This is a genomic window from Streptomyces guryensis (assembly GCF_021261325.1).
GTDB lineage: Bacteria > Actinomycetota > Actinomycetes > Streptomycetales > Streptomycetaceae > Streptomyces > Streptomyces guryensis.
In genome coordinates this window covers 93,350-113,285 of sequence record NZ_JAJSBI010000008.1, presented here as the reverse complement: position 1 = coordinate 113,285, position 19,936 = coordinate 93,350, and the positions used below count along the sequence as shown (strand labels likewise).

The 19,936-nt window shown below is 69.5% G+C and carries 17 protein-coding genes, 1 tRNA gene, 1 pseudogene and 1 riboswitch; of the genes and pseudogenes, 13 read left to right on the top strand and 6 right to left on the bottom strand.

Going from position 1 to position 19,936, the window contains the following annotated elements; translation table 11 throughout:
• Nucleotides 1-7 precede the first annotated feature (7 nt).
• Both LJ657_RS18060 and LJ657_RS18055 read left to right on the top strand, forming a co-directional pair.
• A complete protein-coding gene (locus tag LJ657_RS18060; RefSeq protein ID WP_232649646.1) occupies nucleotides 8-655 on the top strand; it encodes a SurA N-terminal domain-containing protein in 648 nt (215 codons plus the stop codon).
• 105 nt (nucleotides 656-760) lie between these two features.
• Nucleotides 761-1,771: a nucleoside triphosphate pyrophosphohydrolase gene (locus LJ657_RS18055; RefSeq protein WP_232649645.1), complete on the top strand. Its 1,011-nt coding sequence runs from the start codon at nucleotides 761-763 to the stop codon at nucleotides 1,769-1,771.
• Here LJ657_RS18055 and LJ657_RS18050 read toward each other — a convergent pair.
• Nucleotides 1,736-2,974: a cytochrome P450 family protein gene (locus LJ657_RS18050; RefSeq protein WP_232649644.1), complete on the bottom strand. Its 1,239-nt coding sequence runs from the start codon at nucleotides 2,972-2,974 to the stop codon at nucleotides 1,736-1,738. The two genes, LJ657_RS18055 and LJ657_RS18050, sit on opposite strands and share 36 nt — an antisense overlap.
• Before the next feature lie 218 nt (nucleotides 2,975-3,192).
• Here LJ657_RS18050 and LJ657_RS18045 point away from each other — a divergent pair, with 218 nt between their 5' ends.
• The 6 genes and pseudogenes from LJ657_RS18045 (at nucleotide 3,193) to LJ657_RS48620 (ending at nucleotide 9,112) form a co-directional block, all read left to right on the top strand.
• Nucleotides 3,193-4,194 carry a LysM peptidoglycan-binding domain-containing protein gene (locus LJ657_RS18045; protein ID WP_232649643.1) on the top strand — a complete coding sequence of 334 codons (1,002 nt, stop codon included), beginning with the start codon at nucleotides 3,193-3,195 and terminating at the stop codon, nucleotides 4,192-4,194.
• A gap of 195 nt (nucleotides 4,195-4,389) precedes the next feature.
• A riboswitch (cyclic di-AMP (ydaO/yuaA leader) is annotated at nucleotides 4,390-4,558 on the top strand.
• Between the two features lie 4 nt (nucleotides 4,559-4,562).
• The gene (locus tag LJ657_RS18040; protein ID WP_232649642.1) at nucleotides 4,563-5,252 is read left to right on the top strand and encodes a LysM peptidoglycan-binding domain-containing protein; all 690 of its coding nucleotides are present in this window, start codon (nucleotides 4,563-4,565) and stop codon (nucleotides 5,250-5,252) included.
• Nucleotides 5,253-5,546: 294 nt separating this feature from the next.
• Nucleotides 5,547-6,833, top strand: coding sequence for a phosphopyruvate hydratase (gene eno, locus LJ657_RS18035; protein WP_030941810.1), 1,287 nt, complete (start codon nucleotides 5,547-5,549; stop codon nucleotides 6,831-6,833).
• Nucleotides 6,834-6,951: 118 nt separating this feature from the next.
• Nucleotides 6,952-7,428: an FtsB family cell division protein gene (locus tag LJ657_RS18030; protein ID WP_232649641.1), complete on the top strand. Its 477-nt coding sequence runs from the start codon at nucleotides 6,952-6,954 to the stop codon at nucleotides 7,426-7,428.
• A 46-nt stretch (nucleotides 7,429-7,474) separates the two neighbouring features.
• A pseudogene (locus tag LJ657_RS48625) lies at nucleotides 7,475-7,876 on the top strand (DUF501 domain-containing protein); the annotation flags it as partial.
• A 333-nt stretch (nucleotides 7,877-8,209) separates the two neighbouring features.
• Complete coding sequence (locus LJ657_RS48620) at nucleotides 8,210-9,112, top strand: Ppx/GppA phosphatase family protein (RefSeq protein ID WP_232649847.1); 903 nt, start codon at nucleotides 8,210-8,212, stop codon at nucleotides 9,110-9,112.
• A gap of 4 nt (nucleotides 9,113-9,116) precedes the next feature.
• Here LJ657_RS48620 and LJ657_RS18015 read toward each other — a convergent pair whose 3' ends face one another.
• The 3 genes from LJ657_RS18015 to LJ657_RS18005 form a co-directional block, all read right to left on the bottom strand.
• Complete coding sequence (locus tag LJ657_RS18015) at nucleotides 9,117-9,386, bottom strand: type II toxin-antitoxin system RelE family toxin (protein WP_232649640.1); 270 nt, start codon at nucleotides 9,384-9,386, stop codon at nucleotides 9,117-9,119.
• Nucleotides 9,383-9,655, bottom strand: a complete 273-nt coding sequence (locus LJ657_RS18010) for a type II toxin-antitoxin system Phd/YefM family antitoxin (RefSeq protein WP_232649639.1) — start codon at nucleotides 9,653-9,655, stop codon at nucleotides 9,383-9,385. Before LJ657_RS18010 ends, LJ657_RS18015 begins: the two co-directional genes overlap by 4 nt.
• A 118-nt stretch (nucleotides 9,656-9,773) precedes the next feature.
• Complete coding sequence (locus LJ657_RS18005; RefSeq protein ID WP_232649638.1) at nucleotides 9,774-10,043, bottom strand: DUF3761 domain-containing protein; 270 nt, start codon at nucleotides 10,041-10,043, stop codon at nucleotides 9,774-9,776.
• Nucleotides 10,044-10,609: 566 nt separating this feature from the next.
• On the opposite strand from LJ657_RS18005, the gene LJ657_RS18000 reads away from it, so the two are divergent.
• Entirely contained in the window at nucleotides 10,610-11,992 is a 1,383-nt protein-coding gene (locus LJ657_RS18000; RefSeq protein ID WP_232649637.1) for an NAD(P)/FAD-dependent oxidoreductase, read from the top strand.
• A gap of 270 nt (nucleotides 11,993-12,262) precedes the next feature.
• Entirely contained in the window at nucleotides 12,263-13,558 is a 1,296-nt protein-coding gene (locus tag LJ657_RS17995) for an SAM-dependent methyltransferase (protein ID WP_232649636.1), read from the top strand.
• 60 nt (nucleotides 13,559-13,618) lie between these two features.
• Here the strand turns inward: LJ657_RS17995 and LJ657_RS17990 are convergent, their stop codons facing one another.
• Together LJ657_RS17990 and LJ657_RS17985 are read right to left on the bottom strand one after the other, a co-directional pair.
• The gene (locus tag LJ657_RS17990) at nucleotides 13,619-16,147 is read right to left on the bottom strand and encodes an ABC transporter permease (RefSeq protein WP_232649635.1); all 2,529 of its coding nucleotides are present in this window, start codon (nucleotides 16,145-16,147) and stop codon (nucleotides 13,619-13,621) included.
• A complete protein-coding gene (locus LJ657_RS17985; protein WP_232649634.1) occupies nucleotides 16,147-16,920 on the bottom strand; it encodes an ABC transporter ATP-binding protein in 774 nt (257 codons plus the stop codon). The genes LJ657_RS17990 and LJ657_RS17985 overlap by 1 nt, the downstream gene beginning before the upstream one ends.
• Before the next feature lie 412 nt (nucleotides 16,921-17,332).
• Here LJ657_RS17985 and LJ657_RS17980 point away from each other — a divergent pair.
• The 3 genes from LJ657_RS17980 to LJ657_RS17970 all read left to right on the top strand — a co-directional run bounded on the left by LJ657_RS17980 (nucleotide 17,333) and on the right by LJ657_RS17970 (nucleotide 19,903).
• Nucleotides 17,333-17,419: transfer RNA gene (locus LJ657_RS17980), tRNA-Leu, on the top strand.
• A 184-nt stretch (nucleotides 17,420-17,603) separates the two neighbouring features.
• The gene (locus tag LJ657_RS17975) at nucleotides 17,604-18,779 is read left to right on the top strand and encodes a 4-hydroxybenzoate 3-monooxygenase (protein ID WP_232649633.1); all 1,176 of its coding nucleotides are present in this window, start codon (nucleotides 17,604-17,606) and stop codon (nucleotides 18,777-18,779) included.
• Nucleotides 18,780-19,009: 230 nt separating this feature from the next.
• The gene (locus LJ657_RS17970; RefSeq protein ID WP_232649632.1) at nucleotides 19,010-19,903 is read left to right on the top strand and encodes a Bax inhibitor-1/YccA family protein; all 894 of its coding nucleotides are present in this window, start codon (nucleotides 19,010-19,012) and stop codon (nucleotides 19,901-19,903) included.
• Nucleotides 19,904-19,936: the final 33 nt, after the last annotated feature.

Sequence of the window (19,936 nt, the reverse complement as noted above, 5' to 3'; positions counted from 1 at the left end):
GGCTACCTTGCACCGCCGCCGTCGCACCGCGCTCGTCCTCACCGCCGCGATCGCCGCCGCGGCCCCCCTGCTCACCGCCTGCGGAAGCGACGCGCACCCCGGTGCCGCAGCCGTCGTCGGCGGTCAGCGGATCACCGTGGCGCAGCTGGAGAACCGGGTGAACGAGGTGCGCACGGCACAGCGGGCGGCGGTGAAGGACGACACGCAGTACAAGCAGGCCGTCTCGCAGACGGCCGGCCTCACCCGCGACACCCTGCACGGGATGGTCATCGAACAGGTGCTGCGCCGGGCCGCCCGGGACGCGGGCGTGAGCGTCACGCCCAAGGAGGTCCAGCAGATGCGCACCGGCCTGGAGCAGCAGGTCGGCGGCTCCAAGGCACTGCAGACGGCCTGGCTCCAGCAGTACGGAGTCGCCCCGCAGCGCCTCGACGACAACCTGCGCCTCCAGCTCGAGGCCCAGAAGCTGGCCCAGGCCCTCGGCGCCGACACCAGCAAGCCGGCCTTCTGGAACGCCCTGACCAAGGCGTCCAAGGAACTCCACGTCGACCTCAACCCGCGCTACGGCACCTGGGACGTCCAGAAGAGCAGCCGCGTCGACGCGAAGACCCCGTGGGTACGAGAGGTCACGGCGAACGGGACGCAGCAGACGGCGTAACGGTCTTCGAGGGCCGGCCGCCCTGTGGACGGCGGCCCTGGGGCTGGAGAGCACAACCTGTGGACAACCTCCGGGGCTGTCGGTGGCGTGCGTTACGTTCGGATCGTGAACGCAACCAGCTCCGAACAGGCTCCCGGCCGCATCGTCCTGCTCACCACCAGCCACCGCGTCGCGCCCGGCCTGCTGTCCTGGCCCGCCTGGCAGGCCGTGCGCGCCGCCGACCGCGTGCTGTGCGCGGACGGCGCCCACCCGCAGCTGCCGTATCTGCGGGAGGCGGGGATACCGGTCGACGAGGCGGCCCCCGCCGCCGAGGAGCTGGTCGACGCGTGCGCGGGCGGCCGTACGGTCGTCGTGGTCGCGACCGGTGAGGGCGAGCCGGCCCTGACCGACGGCCTGGCCCGCCTGGCCGGCTCCGGACGCGTGCGGATGCCGGACCTGGAGCTGCTCCCCGCCTCCTACGACCTCCCGGGCGCCCGCCTCCTCGACCTCGTCCAGGTCATGGACCGCATCCGCGCCGAGTGCCCGTGGTCGTCCCAGCAGACCCACAAGGGCCTGGCGAAGTACGGCATCGAGGAGGCGTACGAACTCGTCGAGGCGATCGAGGAGGGCGACCGCGACGAACTGCGCGAGGAACTGGGCGACGTGCTGCTCCAGGTCGTCTTCCACGCCCGCATCGCGGAGGAGCACCCGGACGAGCCGTTCTCGATCGACGACGTGGCGGCCGGCATCGTCGCGAAACTCATCCACCGCCATCCGCATGTCTTCGGCGACGAGACGGCGACGACGCCGGAGGAGGTCAAGGAGCACTGGCTGCGCACGAAGGCCGTGGAGAAGCAGCGGGAGTCGGTGACCGACGGCATTCCCCTCGGCCAGCCGGGCCTGGCCCTCGCGGCGAAGCTCGGGTCGCGGGTGCGGACCGCGGGCCTACAGGTGCCGCTGCCCCAGGCCGAGGGCCTCGGTTACGAGTTGCTGGCGCTGGCGGTGCGCGCCGAGGCAGCGGGCGTGGACCCGGAGGCCGCGCTGCGGGCGGCGGCCCGGGCCTACCGGGACGCGATCAAGGAGACGGAGGGCCTGAGCCGGTCAGGTGGCGGTGAACCGCACGGGCAGGTCCCGTAGTCCGCGCATGATGAGCCCGCCCCGCCAGCGCAGATCGGCCGGGTCGGCGGCGAGCTCCAGGTCGGGCAGGCGGCGCAGCAGGGTCTCCAGGGCGGTGCGGCCCTCGAGTCGGGCCAGCGGAGCGCCGAGGCAGTAGTGGATGCCGTGGCCGTATCCGAGGTGCTGGTTGTCCCGGCGGGTGAGATCGAGCGTGTCGGGCTCCGAGAAGCGTGCCGGGTCGCGGTCCGCCGCGGCCAGGACGACCAGGACGGGGTCCCCGGTGGCGATGCGCTGCCCGCCGATGGTGAGCGGCTCGGTGGCGAAGCGCCAGGTGGCCAGTTCCACGGGGCCGTCGTAGCGGAGCAGCTCCTCTATACCGGTGTCCAGCAGGGCGGTCTCGCCGCGCCCGATGGACTCCTGGAGCCGCTGTCGCTGCCCGGGATTGCGCAAAAGCGCATATGTCCCATTGCCGATCAGGTTGATGGTGGTCTCGAAGCCTGCGAAGAGAAGTACGAAGCACATCGCGGCGGCCTCGTTCTCGGTGAGGTGCTCGCCGTGGTCGGAGGCGCGGATGAGGCCCGAGATCAGGTCGTCGCCGAGGTCGCCCCGTTTGCGGTGGATGAGTTCGGCGAGATAGCCGCGGATCTTCTTCACCGAGCGGGCGACGCCGCCCCGCGGGCCGCCGCCGTGCCGGATCATCATCCCCGCCCAGTCGCGGAAGTCGTCCTGATCCTCGCGCGGGACGCCGAGCAGATCGCAGATCGCATAGATGGGGAGGGGGAACGCGAAGTCGTGGATGAGATCGGCCTCACCGTGCGGCGCGAACCGGTCGATGAGATCGTCCGTCAACTCCTGCACACGCGGCGTGAATTCGGCCACCCGGCGCGGGGTGAACGCCTTGGAGACGAGGCGGCGCAGCCGGGTGTGGTCCGGCGGGTCGATATTGAGCAGATGCGTCATCAGATTGGCGCTGCGCTCACCCGGGATCCCCGTCCTGCTCTTGCCCTGCGCGTCCTCGGCATGATGCTCGGGGTTCTTCGAGAGCCGCCCGTCCGCGAGCGCCTGACGGGCGTCGGCGTAGCGGGTCACCAGCCATGCCTCGACGCCGCTGGGAAGTGTCGTCCAGTGGACGGGGGAGTGCTCGCGCAACCAGGCGTAGGCCGGATACGGGTCGCCGGCGAATTCCCAGGTGAAGAGTTCGGGAGCGGTGTTCGGGACGTTCACGGGACGACCGTATCGGGAGCTTGCCGGTGAATGCGCCGCCGCAGCGAACCGGTCAAAGATGACGCGCGTTCAAGCCTGTGATCTTCACGTGATCTACGCGGCATTAACTTGTGACAAGTGATCGGCAGCGGCTACCTTCACGGACCAGCGCGGTGGTATCGAACGCCTGTCGGTGTCATGCGCCGCGCGGTCACTGCTGTCTCGCGAAAGGCCTCCGCATGCTCTCCGGGAACGGTCGACACCGTCGCCCCCGTCAGGCTCCGGCTCTCCTCGTCGCCGCCGGAGTGACCGGCTCCGCCATCGCGATCCCGCTCTTCGCCGCGGGTGGCGCCAGCGCCGCCGACGGCACCACGTGGGACAAGGTGGCGCAGTGCGAGACCGGCGGCTCCTGGAGCGAGAACAGCGGCAACGGGTTCTACGGCGGCCTCAAGTTGACCCAGGAGAACTGGGAGAAGTACGGCGGCCTCGACTACGCCCCCAGCGCCGACCTGGCCAGCCGCAACCAGCAGATAGCCGTCGCCGAGAAGCTCCTGGACGACCAGGGCGTCGGCGCCTTCCACACCTGCGGACTGACCTCCGGACTGACCAAGAGCTCGGGATCGGCCGACGTCGACACGGGTGTGCTGGGCGGTGGTTCCGGTTCGTCCGGCTCGTCTGATTCGTCCGGGGCGTCCGACTCCACCGGCCTGTCCAACTCGTCGTCCGGCTCGTCGAGCAACACTTCCGATGGGTCCTCTTCGTCGGATTCGTCCTCCGGCTCCTCTTCCAGTGCCTCCCCATCGACTTCCGCGAGCGCGACGGACAACTCCACCGAATCCGGCACATCCGCCTCACCGTCCACCTCCCCGTCCGGGAAGGCCACGGGCAACACTCAGGGCGGCGACAGCTCGCCCACAGATAACGCGAAGAGTGACGACTCGGACAATTCCGGGCAGGCGCTGGGCTCTTGGAGCCTCGTCGACACCAGTCCGACCGGCACCGGCCGCCACCGCGGCGCCAACGCCGACGAAGCCGCCGACAAGACCAAGGCGAAGACCAAGACTGACAGCCGCACGGCGGACGCGTACACGGTCCGCGCCGGAGACACCCTCGCCTCCATCGCCGACTCCCTTGGCCTGGACGGCGGGTGGCGGGCGCTCTATTCCGAGAACAAGAACGCCATCGGCACCGACCCGAACCACATCTTCGCCGGTCAGACCCTGAAACTCGGTACCGAATAGGGCGAAAAACAACGGGAGTTCACGTCACGCTTCGCCACTGAATGTCCGGTTTGGTGAAAGTGTGGGATGAGTCTCAGAAGCCCTGATCGTCTTTGAAATTCGACGGATCGCGTGTCTACCGTCGTCACCGCTCGTCAACACGAGCCCCGGCTGCCGCAACGCCGAATCCTGCCAGCGGCCGTACGGGAACAGTCGTCGCGTCAAGCGCCGTAGGCAGGAGCGGGGGACCCAAGGTAGGCGCCGGCCCGGGCAGTTGACGGACGGCTAGGGGTGTAGCCGTGTCTCGTGGAAGCGAGGGCACGGCCGGGCAACTCAACCGGCCCGAACCCGACAGCTCACCTCGCAGGCGTCGGTGAGGGGATCGAACCATGCTGTTTTCCGGTAAGGGCAAGCACCGTCGTCCGTCCAAGGCCACCCGCGCCGCCGCGCTGGCCGGCGTGACCGGTGTCGCCATCGCCGCTCCGCTGATGGCGGCCGGCAACGCCTCCGCCGCCACCGCCTCCGAGTGGGACACGGTCGCCCAGTGCGAGTCCGGCGGCAACTGGGCCATCAACACCGGGAACGGCTACTACGGCGGCCTGCAGTTCTCCGCCTCCACCTGGGCCGCGTACGGCGGCACGCAGTACGCCGCGCAGGCCAACCAGGCCAGCAAGTCCGCGCAGATAGCCGTCGCCGAGAAGGTCCTCGCCGCGCAGGGCAAGGGTGCCTGGCCGGTCTGCGGCACGGGCCTGTCCGGCGCCGCCTACAACGGCAGCGCCCCCTCGTCGAACACCTCCCGCTCCACCGACTCGCAGGCCGCCTCCCGCTCCGCCGAGCGCCCGGCCGCGAAGACCGAGAGCACCAAGACCCAGAAGAGCACGAAGACCGTCACCACCCCGACCGGCAAGAAGGTCAAGAAGGGCGACGGCGAGTACAAGGTCGTCAAGGGCGACACCCTCAGCTCGATCGCCGAGAAGCACGGCGTAAAGGGCGGCTGGCAGAAGCTGTTCAAGCTGAACAAGGACATCGTCGAGGACGCCAACCTCATCTACCCGGGCCAGCAGCTGCACCTGAAGTGACACAGGGCTGACGGCAGGCTGGACCACAGCGCCCTCACAGCCGTGTCCCCCATCGTGGAGGGCACGTGAGGGCCACCCCCGTCCCCCACGGGCTCCCCGCTCCGGTGCGTGTTCCCCCGTACGCACCGGGGCGGGGTTCTTTTTTGCCCCCGCTCTTTGTTCCGTTCGGAAACAATTTACTCTCGGTTCTGCCCAAGGGGTGGTCGGCAGCGTGGCCGATCGGCCCCAGGCGGTTAGGCTCGTCCCGCAGAGTCACCGCGCTACTGCCGTAGCCGTGTCACATCCAAGAAGGAGATGCTCGTGCCGTCCATCGACGTCGTCGTAGCCCGGGAAATCCTGGACTCCCGAGGCAACCCCACGGTCGAGGTCGAGGTCGGCCTCGACGACGGCAGCACGGGTCGTGCCGCCGTCCCGTCCGGCGCCTCCACGGGCGCCTTCGAGGCCATCGAGCTGCGCGACGGTGACCCCAACCGCTACCAGGGCAAGGGTGTCGAGAAGGCCGTCCTCGCCGTCATCGAGCAGATCGGCCCGGAGCTGGTCGGCTACGACGCCACCGAGCAGCGCCTGATCGACCAGGCCATGTTCGACCTGGACGCCACCGACAACAAGGGCTCCCTCGGCGCCAACGCCATCCTCGGCGTCTCCCTCGCCGTCGCCCACGCCGCCTCCGAGGCCAGCGACCTCCCGCTCTTCCGCTACCTGGGCGGCCCGAACGCGCACCTGCTTCCGGTGCCGATGATGAACATCCTGAACGGCGGCTCGCACGCCGACTCCAACGTGGACATCCAGGAGTTCATGATCGCCCCGATCGGCGCGGAGTCCTTCTCCGAGGCCCTGCGCTGGGGCGCCGAGGTGTACCACACCCTCAAGAAGGTGCTGAAGACCAAGGGCCTGTCCACCGGCCTCGGCGACGAGGGCGGCTTCGCCCCGAACCTGGAGTCCAACCGCGCCGCGCTCGACCTCATCATCGAGGCCATCAAGCAGGCCGGCTACGTCCCCGGCGAGCAGATCGCGCTCGCGCTCGACGTCGCCGCGTCCGAGTTCTACAAGGACGGCAAGTACGAGTTCGAGGGCAAGTCCCGCTCGGCCGCCGAGATGACCGAGTACTACGAGGAGCTCGTGGCGGCCTACCCGCTCGTCTCCATCGAGGACCCGCTGTTCGAGGACGACTGGGCCGGCTGGAAGGTCATCACCGACAAGCTGGGCGACAAGGTCCAGATCGTCGGCGACGACCTCTTCGTCACCAACCCTGAGCGCCTGGCCCGCGGCATCGAGGAGGGCTCCGCCAACGCCCTGCTCGTCAAGGTGAACCAGATCGGCTCGCTGACCGAGACGCTGGACGCCGTCGAGATGGCCCAGCGCAACGGCTTCAAGTGCATGATGTCCCACCGCTCCGGCGAGACCGAGGACGTCACCATCGCCGACCTCGCCGTCGCGGTGAACTGCGGCCAGATCAAGACCGGCGCCCCGGCCCGCTCGGACCGCGTCGCCAAGTACAACCAGCTGCTGCGCATCGAGGAGATCCTCGACGACGCCGCGGAGTACGCGGGCCGCAGCGCGTTCCCCCGCTTCAAGGGCTGAGCAAAGGCTCATGGGCTGACCCAACCTGGGCTAAGTCCTAGCCAGTCGTACGTACGTCCCCGTACCGGTCCCGTACCGTGTGCGGGGACGTACGCACGTATGACGGGAGGCGGGGAACATGGCCGTGAAGGACCGGGACCGGTTCTCCACCGCGACCAGGATCAGGCTGCTCGGCGAGCAGACGGCGGCCCGGGTCTACCGCTCCCAGACCAAGCGGCAGGCCCGCAGGTCCCGGCTGACCGGCCGGGCGGCGCTGCTCGCCCTGGTGCTGTGCTCGATGGTGGTGGCCCTCGCGTACCCCATAAGGCAGTACGTCTCCCAGCGCTCCCAGATCGCCGATCTCCAGCGGCAGAGGGAGCAGGCCAGGGCGCGGGTCGAGCAACTGCGCGACCTGAAGGCGCGCTGGCAGGACGACGAGTACGCCGAGCAGCAGATCCGGCTGCGGCTGCACTATGTGCTGCCCGGGGAGACCAGTTACGTCGTGATCGACCCGAGCACGGCCAGGCAGTCGCGCTTCGAGCAGGGAGCGGGCCACCGCCCCTGGTACACGAACGTCTGGGACGGGGTCGACAAGTCGGACGCCTCCGACCAGTGATCAGGCCTTCCGACCAGTGATACCGACAGAGGAATTCAGTTCAGGCATGGAAACGCCCCCGCCGCCCACCCCGCGCACCGAGCCCACCGACGCCGACGTCGAGGCATTCAAGCAGCAGCTCGGGCGACCGCCGCGCGGCCTGCGTGCGATCGCGCACCGCTGCCCCTGCGGGCAGCCGGACGTCGTGGAGACGGCCCCTCGCCTGCCGGACGGCACGCCCTTCCCGACGACGTACTACCTGACGTGCCCCCGTGCCGCCTCGGCGATCGGCACGCTGGAGGCGAACGGCGTCATGAAGGAGATGACGGAGCGGCTGGCGACCGACCCGGAACTCGCCGCCGCGTACCGCGCCGCGCATGAGGACTACATCGCGCGCCGTGACGCCATCGAGGTCCTGGAGGGCTTCCCGAGCGCGGGCGGCATGCCCGACCGGGTGAAGTGCCTGCACGTGCTGGTGGGCCACTCGCTGGCCGCGGGCCCGGGCGTCAACCCGCTCGGCGACGAGGCGATCGGGATGCTCCCGGAGTGGTGGCTGAAGGGACCGTGCGTGACGCCCTGCGGTCCGCCGGCCGGCGAGGGATGGCAGACGGACGTCTCCGAGGGCGGCACGGGCCACTTCGCCTTCAAGCCGCTCGCGGCCCCCGACCCGGCGGACGAGCACCCCGGCGAGGAGGGCGAGGTCACCGATCCCACCGAGGTCCGCAGCGGCTTCTTCGCGTACGCCCCTCTCGTCCCCGCCGGCTTCAGCCGGGTCGCCGCCGTCGACTGCGGCACGAACTCCATCCGGCTCTTGGTCGCGGACGTCAGCCCGGCCACCGGTGAACTGCTGGAGCTCGACCGGCGCATGACCATCGTGCGGCTCGGACAGGACGTGGACCGGACCGGGCGGCTGGCCCCCGAGGCGCTGGAGCGGACCTTCGCGGCCTGCCGCGACTTCGCGGAGGTGATCCGCGAACTGGGCGCCGAGAAGGTGCGGTTCGTGGCCACCTCGGCCTCCCGGGACGCCTCGAACCGCGAGGAGTTCGTACGGGGCGTCGTGGACATCCTGGGTGTCGAGCCCGAGGTCATCTCCGGCGAGCAGGAGGCCGAGTTCTCCTTCACGGGCGCGACCGAGGAACTGAAGGGGCGTGACGACCTCGACCGCCCTTACCTGGTGGTCGACATCGGCGGCGGCTCGACCGAGTTCGTCGTGGGCGACGACCATGTGCGGGCGGCGCGCTCCGTCGACGTCGGATGCGTGCGGATGACCGAGCGGCACCTCGTCCGGAACGGCAAGGTCACCGACCCGCCGACCGGTGAGCAGATCGCGGCCATGCGGGCCGACATCGAGCGCGCCCTCGACCTCGCGCAGGAGACGGTCCCGCTGCGCGAGGCGCGCACGCTGGTCGGACTCGCGGGGTCGGTCACGACCGTGTCGGCGATCGCGCAGGAGCTGCCCGAGTACGACTCGGAGCGCATCCACCACTCCCGGATCTCCCGCGCCAAGGTCCGCGAGATCACCGAGTGGCTGCTGCGCTCCAGCCACGCCGACCGCGCGGCCGTCCCCTCCATGCACCCGGGGCGCGTCGACGTGATCGCCGCGGGAGCCCTCGTACTGCTGTCGATCATGGAGCGGATCGGCGCCGAGGAGGTCGTGGTCAGTGAGCACGACATCCTCGACGGGATCGCGTGGTCTTTGGTCTGACCGCCTACAGGCTGCGGTACACGTCCCGCCGGTCGCCCACCTTGACGACGAGGATGACGAGTTCACCGTCGTTGATCTGGTAGGCGACCCGGAAGCTTCCGACCCGGAGCCGGTAGAGCCCGGACGGGCCGGTGAGCTTCTTGACGTCGGCGTCCTCGCGGTACGGGTCGTCACCGAGCGCGGTCAGCGCGGTCAGGATGCGCATGGCGTCGGGCCGGCTGATGGCCCGGAGCTGCCGGTGCGCCGCCGTGGTGAACCGGAAGGCGTACTTCACGCCGCGTTGCCGTCCTGCTCGGTGAACAGGTCGGCCAGCAGTTCCGCCATCGTCACGGTGGGGCCGCCCTCGGCCAGGACCGCTTCGGCCTCGCGCGCCAGCATGACGTCGGCCGCTTCCTCCAGCGCTTCGAAGTCGGCGATCGGGACCACGGCGGCCACCGGGGCGCCGTTGCGCGTGATGATGGTCGGAACGCCTTCCTCGGCCCGGTTGATGTGGTCGGCGAGGTGCGCGCGGGCCTCCCGCACGGTCACGGTGTTCTCAGTCATGACATGAGTGTACGCATTCGCGTGTACACATGTCCCGGTTCGGGGAGTACTGTTCGCGAGCGATCCTCGACGGGATCGCCTTCGAGGCGGCCGAAGGCGTCTGACGTCCGGTGGCGGCCTACTTGAACCAGTACCGGACGCCGTGGTGGTGCGAACAGGTGCCCTGCGAGTGCCGCGAGTAGGACAGGGTGGCGTCCTTGCACTTCGCCGTCTCGTACTTGTCCCTCGGCCGCTGGTGGTGCGTCCAGCCGCACACGCCGGTGGTGTGACTGACGCAGTGGTGGGACGTGTTGGTGGACGGCAGAGTCGCCGCGGAAGCGGTCGGTGCGCTGATGAGGACGCCGGCGAGGGCGACGGTGATCGCCGAGGCAGCAAGACGTGCGCGCATAGGAGTTCCTCCCCCTTGTTGTACGTGGCAGCGGGAGCTTATAGCGGTGTGAACGACTTGTGGTCTTTGTTGGAGAAGTCATGGAGACGGCTTTTCGCCCCCGCTCGTCGGGCCGTGGCGTAGGTCTCGATTGTTACTGATCGGTAGCTCTCGGACGAGCAGGTCGGATAGCGTATGAGCGTGCCCGTGGGGCCTTTCGGGGCCTCTCGGCGACACGCCGTCAGGAAAGTTCGTGAAGTTCTTCACAAGGAATTCCGCCCGGTGGAAGCACGAAAACGGCCCGGTTGGGCCGTCCGGGGGCCCGACAGGCCCTTGAACGTGTTCAGAAGGGGTATGAGAAGCTTCGTTGGAGTCCGCTCACGAAGGGGTGTTGCGGAGGGCTCACGACACCTCCGGTGACACGGAGAGGCAGCTCACGCGGCATTGACAACGGGACGTACCGACCCGTGAGGCCCTCGCCGCGAGTCGGCCCGCGACAGCGAGTCGCGGAGGATAACACATCCCCTGCAAGAGCTTGTGAAGGGGCGCACGAGCGACCCCCCTGGGGCAGGTGGATACTCGATGGCATGAGCACCACGGAGCGTCCCAGGATCCTCGTAGTAGGCGGTGGGTACGTAGGCCTGTACGCAGCTCGGCGCATCCTCAAGAAGATGCGCTACGGAGAGGCGACCGTCACGGTCGTCGACCCCCGGTCGTACATGACCTACCAGCCCTTCCTCCCCGAAGCCGCCGCCGGCAACATCTCCCCGCGCCACGTCGTCGTCCCGCTGCGACGCGTGCTGCCGAAGGCGGAGGTTCTCACCGGCCGGGTCACCACCATCGACCAGGACCGCAAGGTCGCCACGATCTCGCCGCTGGTCGGCGAGGCGTACGAGCTGCCCTTCGACTACCTGGTGATCGCGCTCGGCGCGGTCTCCCGCACCTTCCCGATCCCCGGCCTCGCCGAGCAGGGCATCGGTATGAAGGGCATCGAGGAGGCCATCGGCCTGCGCAACCACGTCCTCGAGCAGCTCGACAAGGCCGACTCCACGAACGACGAGGAGATCCGCCGCAAGGCGCTCACCTTCGTCTTCGTCGGCGGTGGCTTCGCGGGCGCGGAGACCATCGGTGAGGTCGAGGACCTGGCCCGCGACGCGGCCAAGTACTACAACAACGTGTCCCGCGAGGACATGCGCTTCATCCTCGTCGACGCCGCCGACAAGATCCTGCCCGAGGTCGGCCCCAAGCTGGGCGCCTACGGCAAGGAGCACCTGGAGAGCCGCGGCGTGGAGATCTACCTCTCCACCTCGATGGACTCCTGCGTCGACGGCCACGTCGTGCTGAAGAACGGCCTTGAGGTCGACTCCAACACCATCGTGTGGACCGCCGGCGTCAAGCCGAACCCGGTCCTGTCCCGCTACGGCCTGCCGCTCGGCCCCCGCGGTCACGTCGACTGCGCCCCGACCCTCCAGGTCCAGGGCACCGACTACATCTGGGCCGCCGGCGACAACGCCCAGGTCCCGGACCTCGTCGGCCGCAAGGCGGGCAACGAGAACGCCTGGTGCCCGCCGAACGCCCAGCACGCGCTGCGCCAGGCCAAGGTCCTCGGCGACAACGTGATCTCCGGTATGCGGGGCTTCCCGCAGAAGGACTACAGCCACGGCAACAAGGGCGCCGTCGCGGGTCTCGGCCTGCACAAGGGCGTCGCGATGATCGTCATGGGCAAGATGAAGATCAAGCTCAAGGGCCGTCTCGCCTGGTACATGCACCGCGGCTACCACGGTCTGGCCATGCCGACCTGGAACCGCAAGGTGCGCGTCTTCGCCGACTGGACCCTCGGCATGTTCCTCAAGCGCGAGGTCGTCTCCCTCGGTGCGATGGAGCACCCTCGCGAGGAGTTCTACGAGGCGGCGAAGCCGGCGCCGGTCGCTGCCGCGCCCAAGGAGAAGACCGAGGCCAAGGCCTCCTGACCGGTTCCGGTCGCTGAACCATCCGAAGGACCTTCCGCCATCCGTGGTGCGGGAGGTCCTTCGGCGTTTCTGGAGGCTGCCGCCCCCACGCCCCCGCTCCGGCCTGAACTGCCTCGTCCTCCAACGCCGGACGGGCCGGATGTGTCCGGCCCGGGCCGGACAAGACCGGCAGGCTGAATATGTAACGCGCACGGGGGACTGTGCAGGCACCCCTTTTTGTTTATACGTGGTGTTGGACATTCCGGGATCGTTGTCACGGAGGTGTGCACCATGGCCGACGCCGCGCTGCGGCTGAAGAGCCTCGTCGAACAGTTGCTGGGGGTCCCGCTCCCGGTGCGCATCCGCGCCTGGGACGGTTCGCAGGCGGGGCCGCCGGGCGCGCCGGCGCTGGTCGTGCGGAATCGGCGGGCCGTACGGCGGCTCCTGTTCAAGCCGGGGGAGCTGGGGCTGGCCCGTGCCTGGGTCGCCGGGGACCTGGACATCGAGGGGGATCTCTACGCCGCCCTCGACCTGATGTCGGAGCTCGTGTGGGAGCGCGGGGAGGACGCCAGGAGCCTGCTGCAGATGGTGCGCGACCCCGAGGCGCGTGCCGCCGCCCGCGGCCTGGTGAAGGTCGCCGGGCTCCCGTTGCCGCCCGCCCCGCCCCGCGAGGAGGTCCGCAGGGCCCGCACCCATCTGCACACCAAGCGCAGCGACCGACGCGCCATCAGCCACCACTACGACGTCGGCAACGACTTCTACGAGATCGTCCTCGGCCCGTCGATGGTCTACTCGTGCGCCTACTGGCCCGCCCCCGGCGCCACCCTTGAGGAAGCCCAGCGCGACAAGCTCGAACTCATCTGCCGCAAGCTCGCCCTGACCCCCGGTCAGCGACTGCTCGACGTCGGCTGCGGCTGGGGCTCCCTGGCCATCCACGCCGCCCGCGAGTACGGCGTCGGCGTCGTCGGCGTCACGCTGTCGCACGAGCAGGCCGCGTACGCCCGTAAGCGCGTCGCCGGCGAGGGGCTGACCGACCGGGTCGAGATCCGGGTGCAGGACTACCGCGACGTCCCCGACGGGCCCTACCACGCCATCGCCTCCGTCGGCATGGCCGAACACGTGGGCGCCGAGAGGTACCTGGAGTACGCCGAGGACCTGTACCGCCTCCTGAAGCCCGGCGGGCGGCTGCTCAACCACCAGATCGGGCGGCGGCCGCAGCGCGACGAGTCGTCGTACAGCGTCGACGGGTTCATCGACGCCTATGTCTTCCCCGACGGTGAACTCGCCCCCCTCGGCAGTACCGTCGGGCAGCTGGAGCGCGCCGGGTTCGAGGTGCGCGACGTGGAGGCGATCCGCGAGCACTACGGGCTCACCCTGCGCCGCTGGGTGGCCAACCTGGAGGCCGACTGGGCACGGGCGACGCGACTGGCCGGGCCCGCCCGCGCCCGCGTCTGGCGGCTCTACATGGCGGCCTGTGCCCTCGCCTTCGAGCGCAACCGCATCGGCGTCAACCAGGTGCTGGCGGTCCGGACCCCGGTGGGCGGCGACTCCGGGATGCCGCTGCGCGCCCGTACCTGGGGGGCCTGAGTCCCGTACGTACGAAGGGGCCCCGTTCGGCGAGCGAACGGGGCCCCGACTGTCGTACCGCTACTCCGACTTGATGGCCGCCAGCATGTTCAGCCGCGCCGCCCGGCGGGCCGGCCACAGGGCCGCCAGGACGCCGACCGTCCCCGCCAGGAGGAGGAAGACGGCCATCCGCATCCAGGGCAGGACCAGTTCGTATGTCGGCATCTGCGTGCCGAGGAGTTCGCCGGCCGCCCAGCCGAAGAACACGCCCAGGCCGATGCCGAGCACCCCGCCGAAGAGCGAGATGACGAGGGACTCCAGACGGACCATCCGCTTGATGCCCTTGCGGTCCAGGCCGATCGCGCGGAGCATGCCGATCTCCTGCGAGCGCTCGAAGACCGACATGGCCAGCGTGTTGATGACACCGAGGACCGCGACGATCACCGCCATGCCGAGCAGGCCGTAGAGCATGTTCAGCATCAGGGTGAAGATCTTCGCTACGTCGTCGGACAGGTCCTGCTTGCTCTGGACCTTGATGGCCGGGTTGGTGCCGAGGGCCTTCTCCAGCTTGTCCTTGGTGGTGCCGGAGGCGCCGTCAGCGGTCTTGACCAGGACCCGCATGTCGCCGGGGGCGGTCATGTGCGGGGTGACGACGTTCTTGTCGAGCAGGATGCCCCGGATCAGGTCGTTGCCCTCGTAGATGCCGGAGACCGTCAGACGGGAGGACCTGCCGTCCTCGTAGTGTGCGGTGAAGGCCGAACCGGCCTTCCAGCCATGGGACTTGGCGGTGTCCTTGTCGACGACGACCTGTGTTCCGCCCACCTTGAAGGTGCCGCCCGCGACCTTGAGGTCCGTCAGCCGGGCGATCGCCGCGCCGTTCACGCCGGTCAGGGACTCGCCCGTGCCGTCGACGCGTGAATAGACGTTGCGCAGGGGGCTGGTGGAGGTGACGCCGGCGGTCGCGTTCAGCTTCTTGTCGACGTCCGGGGAGAGCTCGATGCCGTTGGCCATGGAGACGACGTAGTCGGCCTTGATGGCGGACGACGCCATCTTGTCGATCGACTTCTGCAGGCTCCCCGCCATCACCGTCATACCGGTGATGAGGGTGAGCCCGATCATCAGCGCGGAGGCGGTGGCGGCCGTACGGCGCGGGTTGCGCACCGAGTTCTGGCGGGCCAGCTTGCCCGAAACGCCGAAGATCCTCAAGATCGGCGCGGCGGCCGCGATCAGCGGGCGGGACAGCAGGGGCGTGAGGATGAAGACGCCGATGATGAGCAGGACCGCGCCCAGGCCCATCGGGGCCTGGCCGTCCGTGCCGTCCATCGTCGTGGCCGCCAGGACGGTCGCGACGCCCGCGGCGCCGAACAGCGCGCCCAGCGTGTTGCGCAGCACCAGGGACTTCGTCGTCGCCTTCGCGTGGACGCTGCTCATCGCGGCGACCGGCGGGATCTTCGCCGCCCGGCGGGCCGGCAGCCAGGCCGCCAGCATGGTGATGACGACACCGACCCCGAGGGCCGTCGCGACCGTGCCGGGCGTGATGACCAGCGGCCCGTCCGGGACCGTCGCGCCCAGCGTGTTCATCAGGGAGCGCAGTCCTGCGCCGATGCCGATGCCCGCGAGGAGGCCGCTCACGCCGGCGACCACGCCGACGACGAACGCCTCGATGAGGACCGACCGCGTGACCTGGCGGCGCGAGGCGCCGACCGCGCGCAGCAGCGCCAGCTCCTTGGTGCGCTGGGCGACCAGCATGGTGAAGGTGTTGGCGATGATGAACGTGCCGACGAACAACGCGATGCCCGCGAACACCAGCAGGCCCTGCTTGAGCCCGCTCATCGACGAGGAGATCTGCTCGGCCTGGTCGGCGGCGAGCTTCCTGCCCGTGGTGGTCTCGACGAGCTTCGTCCCGAGGGCGCTGTCCAGTCCGGCCTTCAGCGCGCTCTGGGAGGTGCCCGGGGCGGCCTTCACGTCGATCTCGTCGTACGTGCCCGGCTTGCCGAACAGCTGCTGGGCGGTGGCCGTGTCGTAGAGGGCGAGGCTGCCGCCCGCGGCGACATTGCCGTCGTCGGTGGTGAAGATGCCGGAGACGGTGGGGGTGAGGACCGGCCCGTTCACGGAGAGCCGGACCTTGTCGCCGACCTGGTACCCCGTGCGCTTGGCCGTCTCGGAGTCGATGGCGACCTGGTCCTTGCCGCGCGGCGCGCTGCCGGACTTCAGCGGGTACCGCGGGTCCTTGTCCCCCCAGTAGTTCCCGCCCTGCGACTGGAAGCCGCCGCCGATGAGCTTGCCGTCCTTGTCGGCGATGGCGGTGAAGCCGCTGACGACGCCGACCGCGGACGCGGCCCCCGGCACCTTCGTGCTCTTGTCGAGCATGGCCTGGGTCAGCTCGGGCGTCCTGCTGATGGTGTTGCCCTTGTCCTCCTGGGACTTGGCGGACACGGCCACGTCGACCTGGTCGAAGCCCTTGGCCGAACTGTTCTGGTAGGCCTCGGAGATGGTGTTGGTGAAGACCAGCGTGCCCGACACGAACGCGACGCCGAGCATCACGGCGAGCACGGTCATCAGCAGCCTGGCCTTGTGCGCGAATACGTTGCGCAGGGCGGTGCGGAACATCAGCTGGTGCGGCCCTTCGCGTCGAACTGTTTCATGAAGTCGAGGACCGACTCCGCCGTCGGCTGCAGCATGTGGTCGACGATCCGGCCGTCCGCCAGGAACACCACCCGGTCCGCGTACGCCGCCGCCACCGGGTCGTGGGTCACCATGACCACCGTCTGCCCCAACTCCCGTACGGAGTTGCGCAGGAAGCCCAGCACCTCGGCGCCGGAGCGGGAGTCGAGGTTTCCGGTCGGCTCGTCGCCGAAGATGATGTCGGGCCGGGAGGCGAGCGCGCGGGCCACGGCGACGCGCTGCTGCTGGCCGCCGGAGAGCTGGGCCGGGCGGTGACCGAGACGGTCCCGCAGCCCCACCATGTCGATGACCCTCTCCAGCCACTGCTTGTCTGCCTTGCGGCCCGCGATGTCCATCGGGAGGGTGATGTTCTCCAGGGCCGTCAGTGTCGGCAGCAGGTTGAAGGCCTGGAAGATGAAGCCGATTTTGTCCCGGCGCAACTTGGTGAGCTGCTTGTCCTTCAGGGAGCCCAACTCGGTCTCGCCGATGCGCACGGAGCCGGAGGAGAAGGAGTCGAGACCGGCCACGCAGTGCATCAGCGTGGACTTGCCCGACCCGGAGGGGCCCATGATCGCGGTGAACTCGGCCTGCCGGAAGTCGACGGAGACCCGGTCGAGGGCGACCACCTGGGTCTCGCCCTGTCCGTAGATCTTCGAGAGCTCCGTGGCTCGTGCGGCCACGGTGGTGGTGGACCGGTCGGCGACGGGTGTGGTGGTCACGGGAAGGAACTCCTCGCGGGACGACGTCTTGAAGGGACGTGTTCCATCGTGGTGGCCGCACTCCGCCGTGTAGTCAGCCGCTGTTCCCGTTCCTGGGGGCGACTTCGGAGGGACCCGGGTCCGCCGTGTCATACCTGGGGATGACGGGACCCCTGACCCCCGTGCGCCGACGACCCCGGCAAGCGCTTGCGTCGAGAACCGGTGGAGCACCCTCGTTCGGGCGGTGAAATTCCGTCATTCCGTATGCACCGCCGACCGCCGCACGCAAGGCTATTGGCAAGTGCGGATGGCCCGTTCCATGGGCTGATGCACCCTCAGACGTCAATAAAATAAGACAACATCGGTCCCCCGTTCCGCTGTTCGGGGGATGTATCCCGATAGGCTCGGAACCTCGACGCGGAGCCCATGGCCTGCCCGGATGGTGGAATGCAGACACGGCGAGCTTAAACCTCGCTGCCCCTACGCGGGCGTGCCGGTTCAAGTCCGGCTCCGGGCACCACCATGTTCGTCGACGCGGGGCGATCCCTGCATCCTGCATTGAAGACTTCACCGCGCGACCCGTTGACATCGGGCGTGAGCGGACGGAAACTCACGCCAGGAAATCAGTGAACTAAATTTCACTGGACGAACAAGAACGCGAAGACGCACACGAACGCTCGCCGCGACGACCAAAGGATGCAGGGATGCGCACCACCGTCGGCATCATCGGAGCCGGCCCCGCCGGCCTCCTCCTCGCCCGGCTGCTCCACAACGCCGGTATCGACTCGGTCGTGCTCGAAAGCCGCGACCGCGCCTACGTCGAGCAGCGCCAGCGCGCCGGGATCCTGGAGCAGGGCACGGTGGACGTGCTGCGGGCGGCCGGCGCCGCGGAGCGCATGGACCGCGAGGGGCTGCGCCACGACGGCATCGAGCTGCGGTACGCGCGCAAGCGCCACCGCGTCGACTTCCCCGCCCTCACCGGCGGCCGGTCCGTGATGGTGTACGCCCAGACCGAGGTGTGCAAGGACCTCATCGCCCTGCAGCTCAAGGAGGGCGGCCCGCTGCTGTTCGAGGCGGAGGCGCTGGCCGTCGAGGGGGCGGACACCACCGGCCCGTCCGTCCGGTTCCGGCACGAGGGCCGCGAGTCCGTCCTGGAGTGCGACTACGTCGTCGGCTGCGACGGCTTCTGGGGCGTGGCCCGGCAGGCGGTCCCCGCCCCGCTCTCCCGGGTCTTCGAGCGGACGTACCCCTTCGGCTGGCTCGGCATCCTCGCCGACGTACCGCCCTCGCACGACGAACTCGTCTACGCCCGCCACGACCGCGGCTTCGCCCTGCTCTCCATGCGCTCCCCGTCCGTCTCCCGCCTCTACCTCCAGGTGCCCGACGGCACGGACGCCGAGAGCTGGGGCGACGAGGAGATCTGGGCCGAGCTGGAGCGCCGCTTCGAGACCGAGGACGACTGGCGGCTGGAGCGCGGGCCGATCACCCAGAAGTCGGTGACCCCCATGCGGTCGTACGTCCATGAGCCCATGCGGTACGGCCGGCTCTTCCTCGCCGGGGACGCGGCGCACATCGTGCCGCCGACCGGAGCGAAGGGGCTGAACCTGGCCGTGGGGGACGTCGTGACGTTCGCGCGGGCGCTGACGCACCAGAAGGAGACCGGTTCGGCGCAACTGCTCGACGCCTACTCCGAGACCTGTCTGCGCCGGGTCTGGCAGGCCGAGCGGTTCTCGTACGACATGACGACCATGCTGCACCGCGCCCCGGACGCCACGGCCTTCGAGGACCGGCTGCAGCTCGCCCGGCTGGAGCGCGTCGCCTCCTCGCGGGCGGCCGGGACCGACCTCGCCGAGGGGTACACGGGCTTCCCGCTCGACTGACGTGCGGACGGCTGACGTACGAACGGCGTAAGGAGCTGATCTCCGACGGGTTCCGGCCATGTCGCAGCTTGGTCATGAATGGGGCCCCGCCGTGAGGGGAATCACGGATCCGCGTAGCGTGTTGCGCACCACGACGAGGGAAAGATCCTCCCCAAGCACTAGGGTCAATCCTTTGCCTACCCATTACCCTTGATGCTCAAGGCCGCGCCCGGCGGCCATGGAGGAGTGCAATGAGGAGCAGAAACCCGGTCTTCTCGCGACGGGGGTTCAGCCGCGACAACGGCTACGCGGGCTTCAACACCGCGCCGCAGGCCGGGGGACCCGCCGTCGCCACGCAGGGCAACCCGTACGCCCAGCCGACCGGCAACCCGTACGCGCAGAACCCCTACGCCCAGCAGGGCCTGCAGCAGGGCGCCCCGCCGCAGGCGCCGGCCACCACCGGCCGGATGACGATGGACGACGTCGTGCTGCGCACGGCGTCCACGCTCGGCACGCTGATCGTGACGGCCGCGCTCGCCTGGGCGCTGCTGCCGGTCGACGACGCCCACATCAGCCGGTCCTACGGCATCGGTATCGGCGCCGCGCTGATCGGCATGGTCCTGGCGTTCGTCCAGTCCTTCAAGCGCACGGCCGCGCCGGCGCTGATCCTGTCGTACGCGGCGTTCGAGGGTGTCTTCCTCGGCGTCGTCTCCAGCATCGTCGACCAGCGCATCGCGAGCGGCGCGGCCATGCAGGCCGTGATCGGCACGATGGCGGTCTTCGCCGCGGTGCTGGTCGCCTACAAGGCCGGCTGGATCCGCGTCAACCGCCGCTTCTACGGCTTCGTGATGGCGGCCGCGCTCGGCTTCGTGCTGCTGATGATGGTGAACATGCTGTTCGCCGTCTTCGGCGGCGGTGACGGCCTCGGCTTCCGCAGCGGCGGGCTCGGCATCTTCTTCGGTGTCATCGGCGTCATCCTCGGCGCCTGCTTCCTCGCCCTGGACTTCAAGCAGGTCGAGGACGGCATCGCGTACGGCGCGCCGAAGGACGAGGCGTGGCTGGCGGCCTTCGGCCTGACGCTGACGCTGGTGTGGATCTACATGGAGTTCCTGCGGATCCTCGCGATCCTGAACAGCAACGACTAGTCTCCGGCCATCGCAGGCGAGTAGTCAGCGAAG

What these genes read in the sequence shown, in the direction of transcription:
- LJ657_RS18045 (WP_232649643.1), top strand. Translation starts at nt 3,193, where the DNA reads ATGCTCTCCGGGAACGGTCGACACCGTCGCCCCCGTCAGGCTCCGGCT.
- LJ657_RS18040 (WP_232649642.1), top strand. Translation starts at nt 4,563, where the DNA reads ATGCTGTTTTCCGGTAAGGGCAAGCACCGTCGTCCGTCCAAGGCCACC.
- eno (WP_030941810.1), top strand. Translation starts at nt 5,547, where the DNA reads ATGCTCGTGCCGTCCATCGACGTCGTCGTAGCCCGGGAAATCCTGGAC.
- LJ657_RS18030 (WP_232649641.1), top strand. Translation starts at nt 6,952, where the DNA reads ATGGCCGTGAAGGACCGGGACCGGTTCTCCACCGCGACCAGGATCAGG.
- LJ657_RS18010 (WP_232649639.1), bottom strand. Translation starts at nt 9,655, where the DNA reads ATGACTGAGAACACCGTGACCGTGCGGGAGGCCCGCGCGCACCTCGCC.
- LJ657_RS18005 (WP_232649638.1), bottom strand. Translation starts at nt 10,043, where the DNA reads ATGCGCGCACGTCTTGCTGCCTCGGCGATCACCGTCGCCCTCGCCGGC.
- LJ657_RS18000 (WP_232649637.1), top strand. Translation starts at nt 10,610, where the DNA reads ATGAGCACCACGGAGCGTCCCAGGATCCTCGTAGTAGGCGGTGGGTAC.
- LJ657_RS17995 (WP_232649636.1), top strand. Translation starts at nt 12,263, where the DNA reads ATGGCCGACGCCGCGCTGCGGCTGAAGAGCCTCGTCGAACAGTTGCTG.
- LJ657_RS17990 (WP_232649635.1), bottom strand. Translation starts at nt 16,147, where the DNA reads ATGTTCCGCACCGCCCTGCGCAACGTATTCGCGCACAAGGCCAGGCTG.
- LJ657_RS17975 (WP_232649633.1), top strand. Translation starts at nt 17,604, where the DNA reads ATGCGCACCACCGTCGGCATCATCGGAGCCGGCCCCGCCGGCCTCCTC.
- LJ657_RS17970 (WP_232649632.1), top strand. Translation starts at nt 19,010, where the DNA reads ATGAGGAGCAGAAACCCGGTCTTCTCGCGACGGGGGTTCAGCCGCGAC.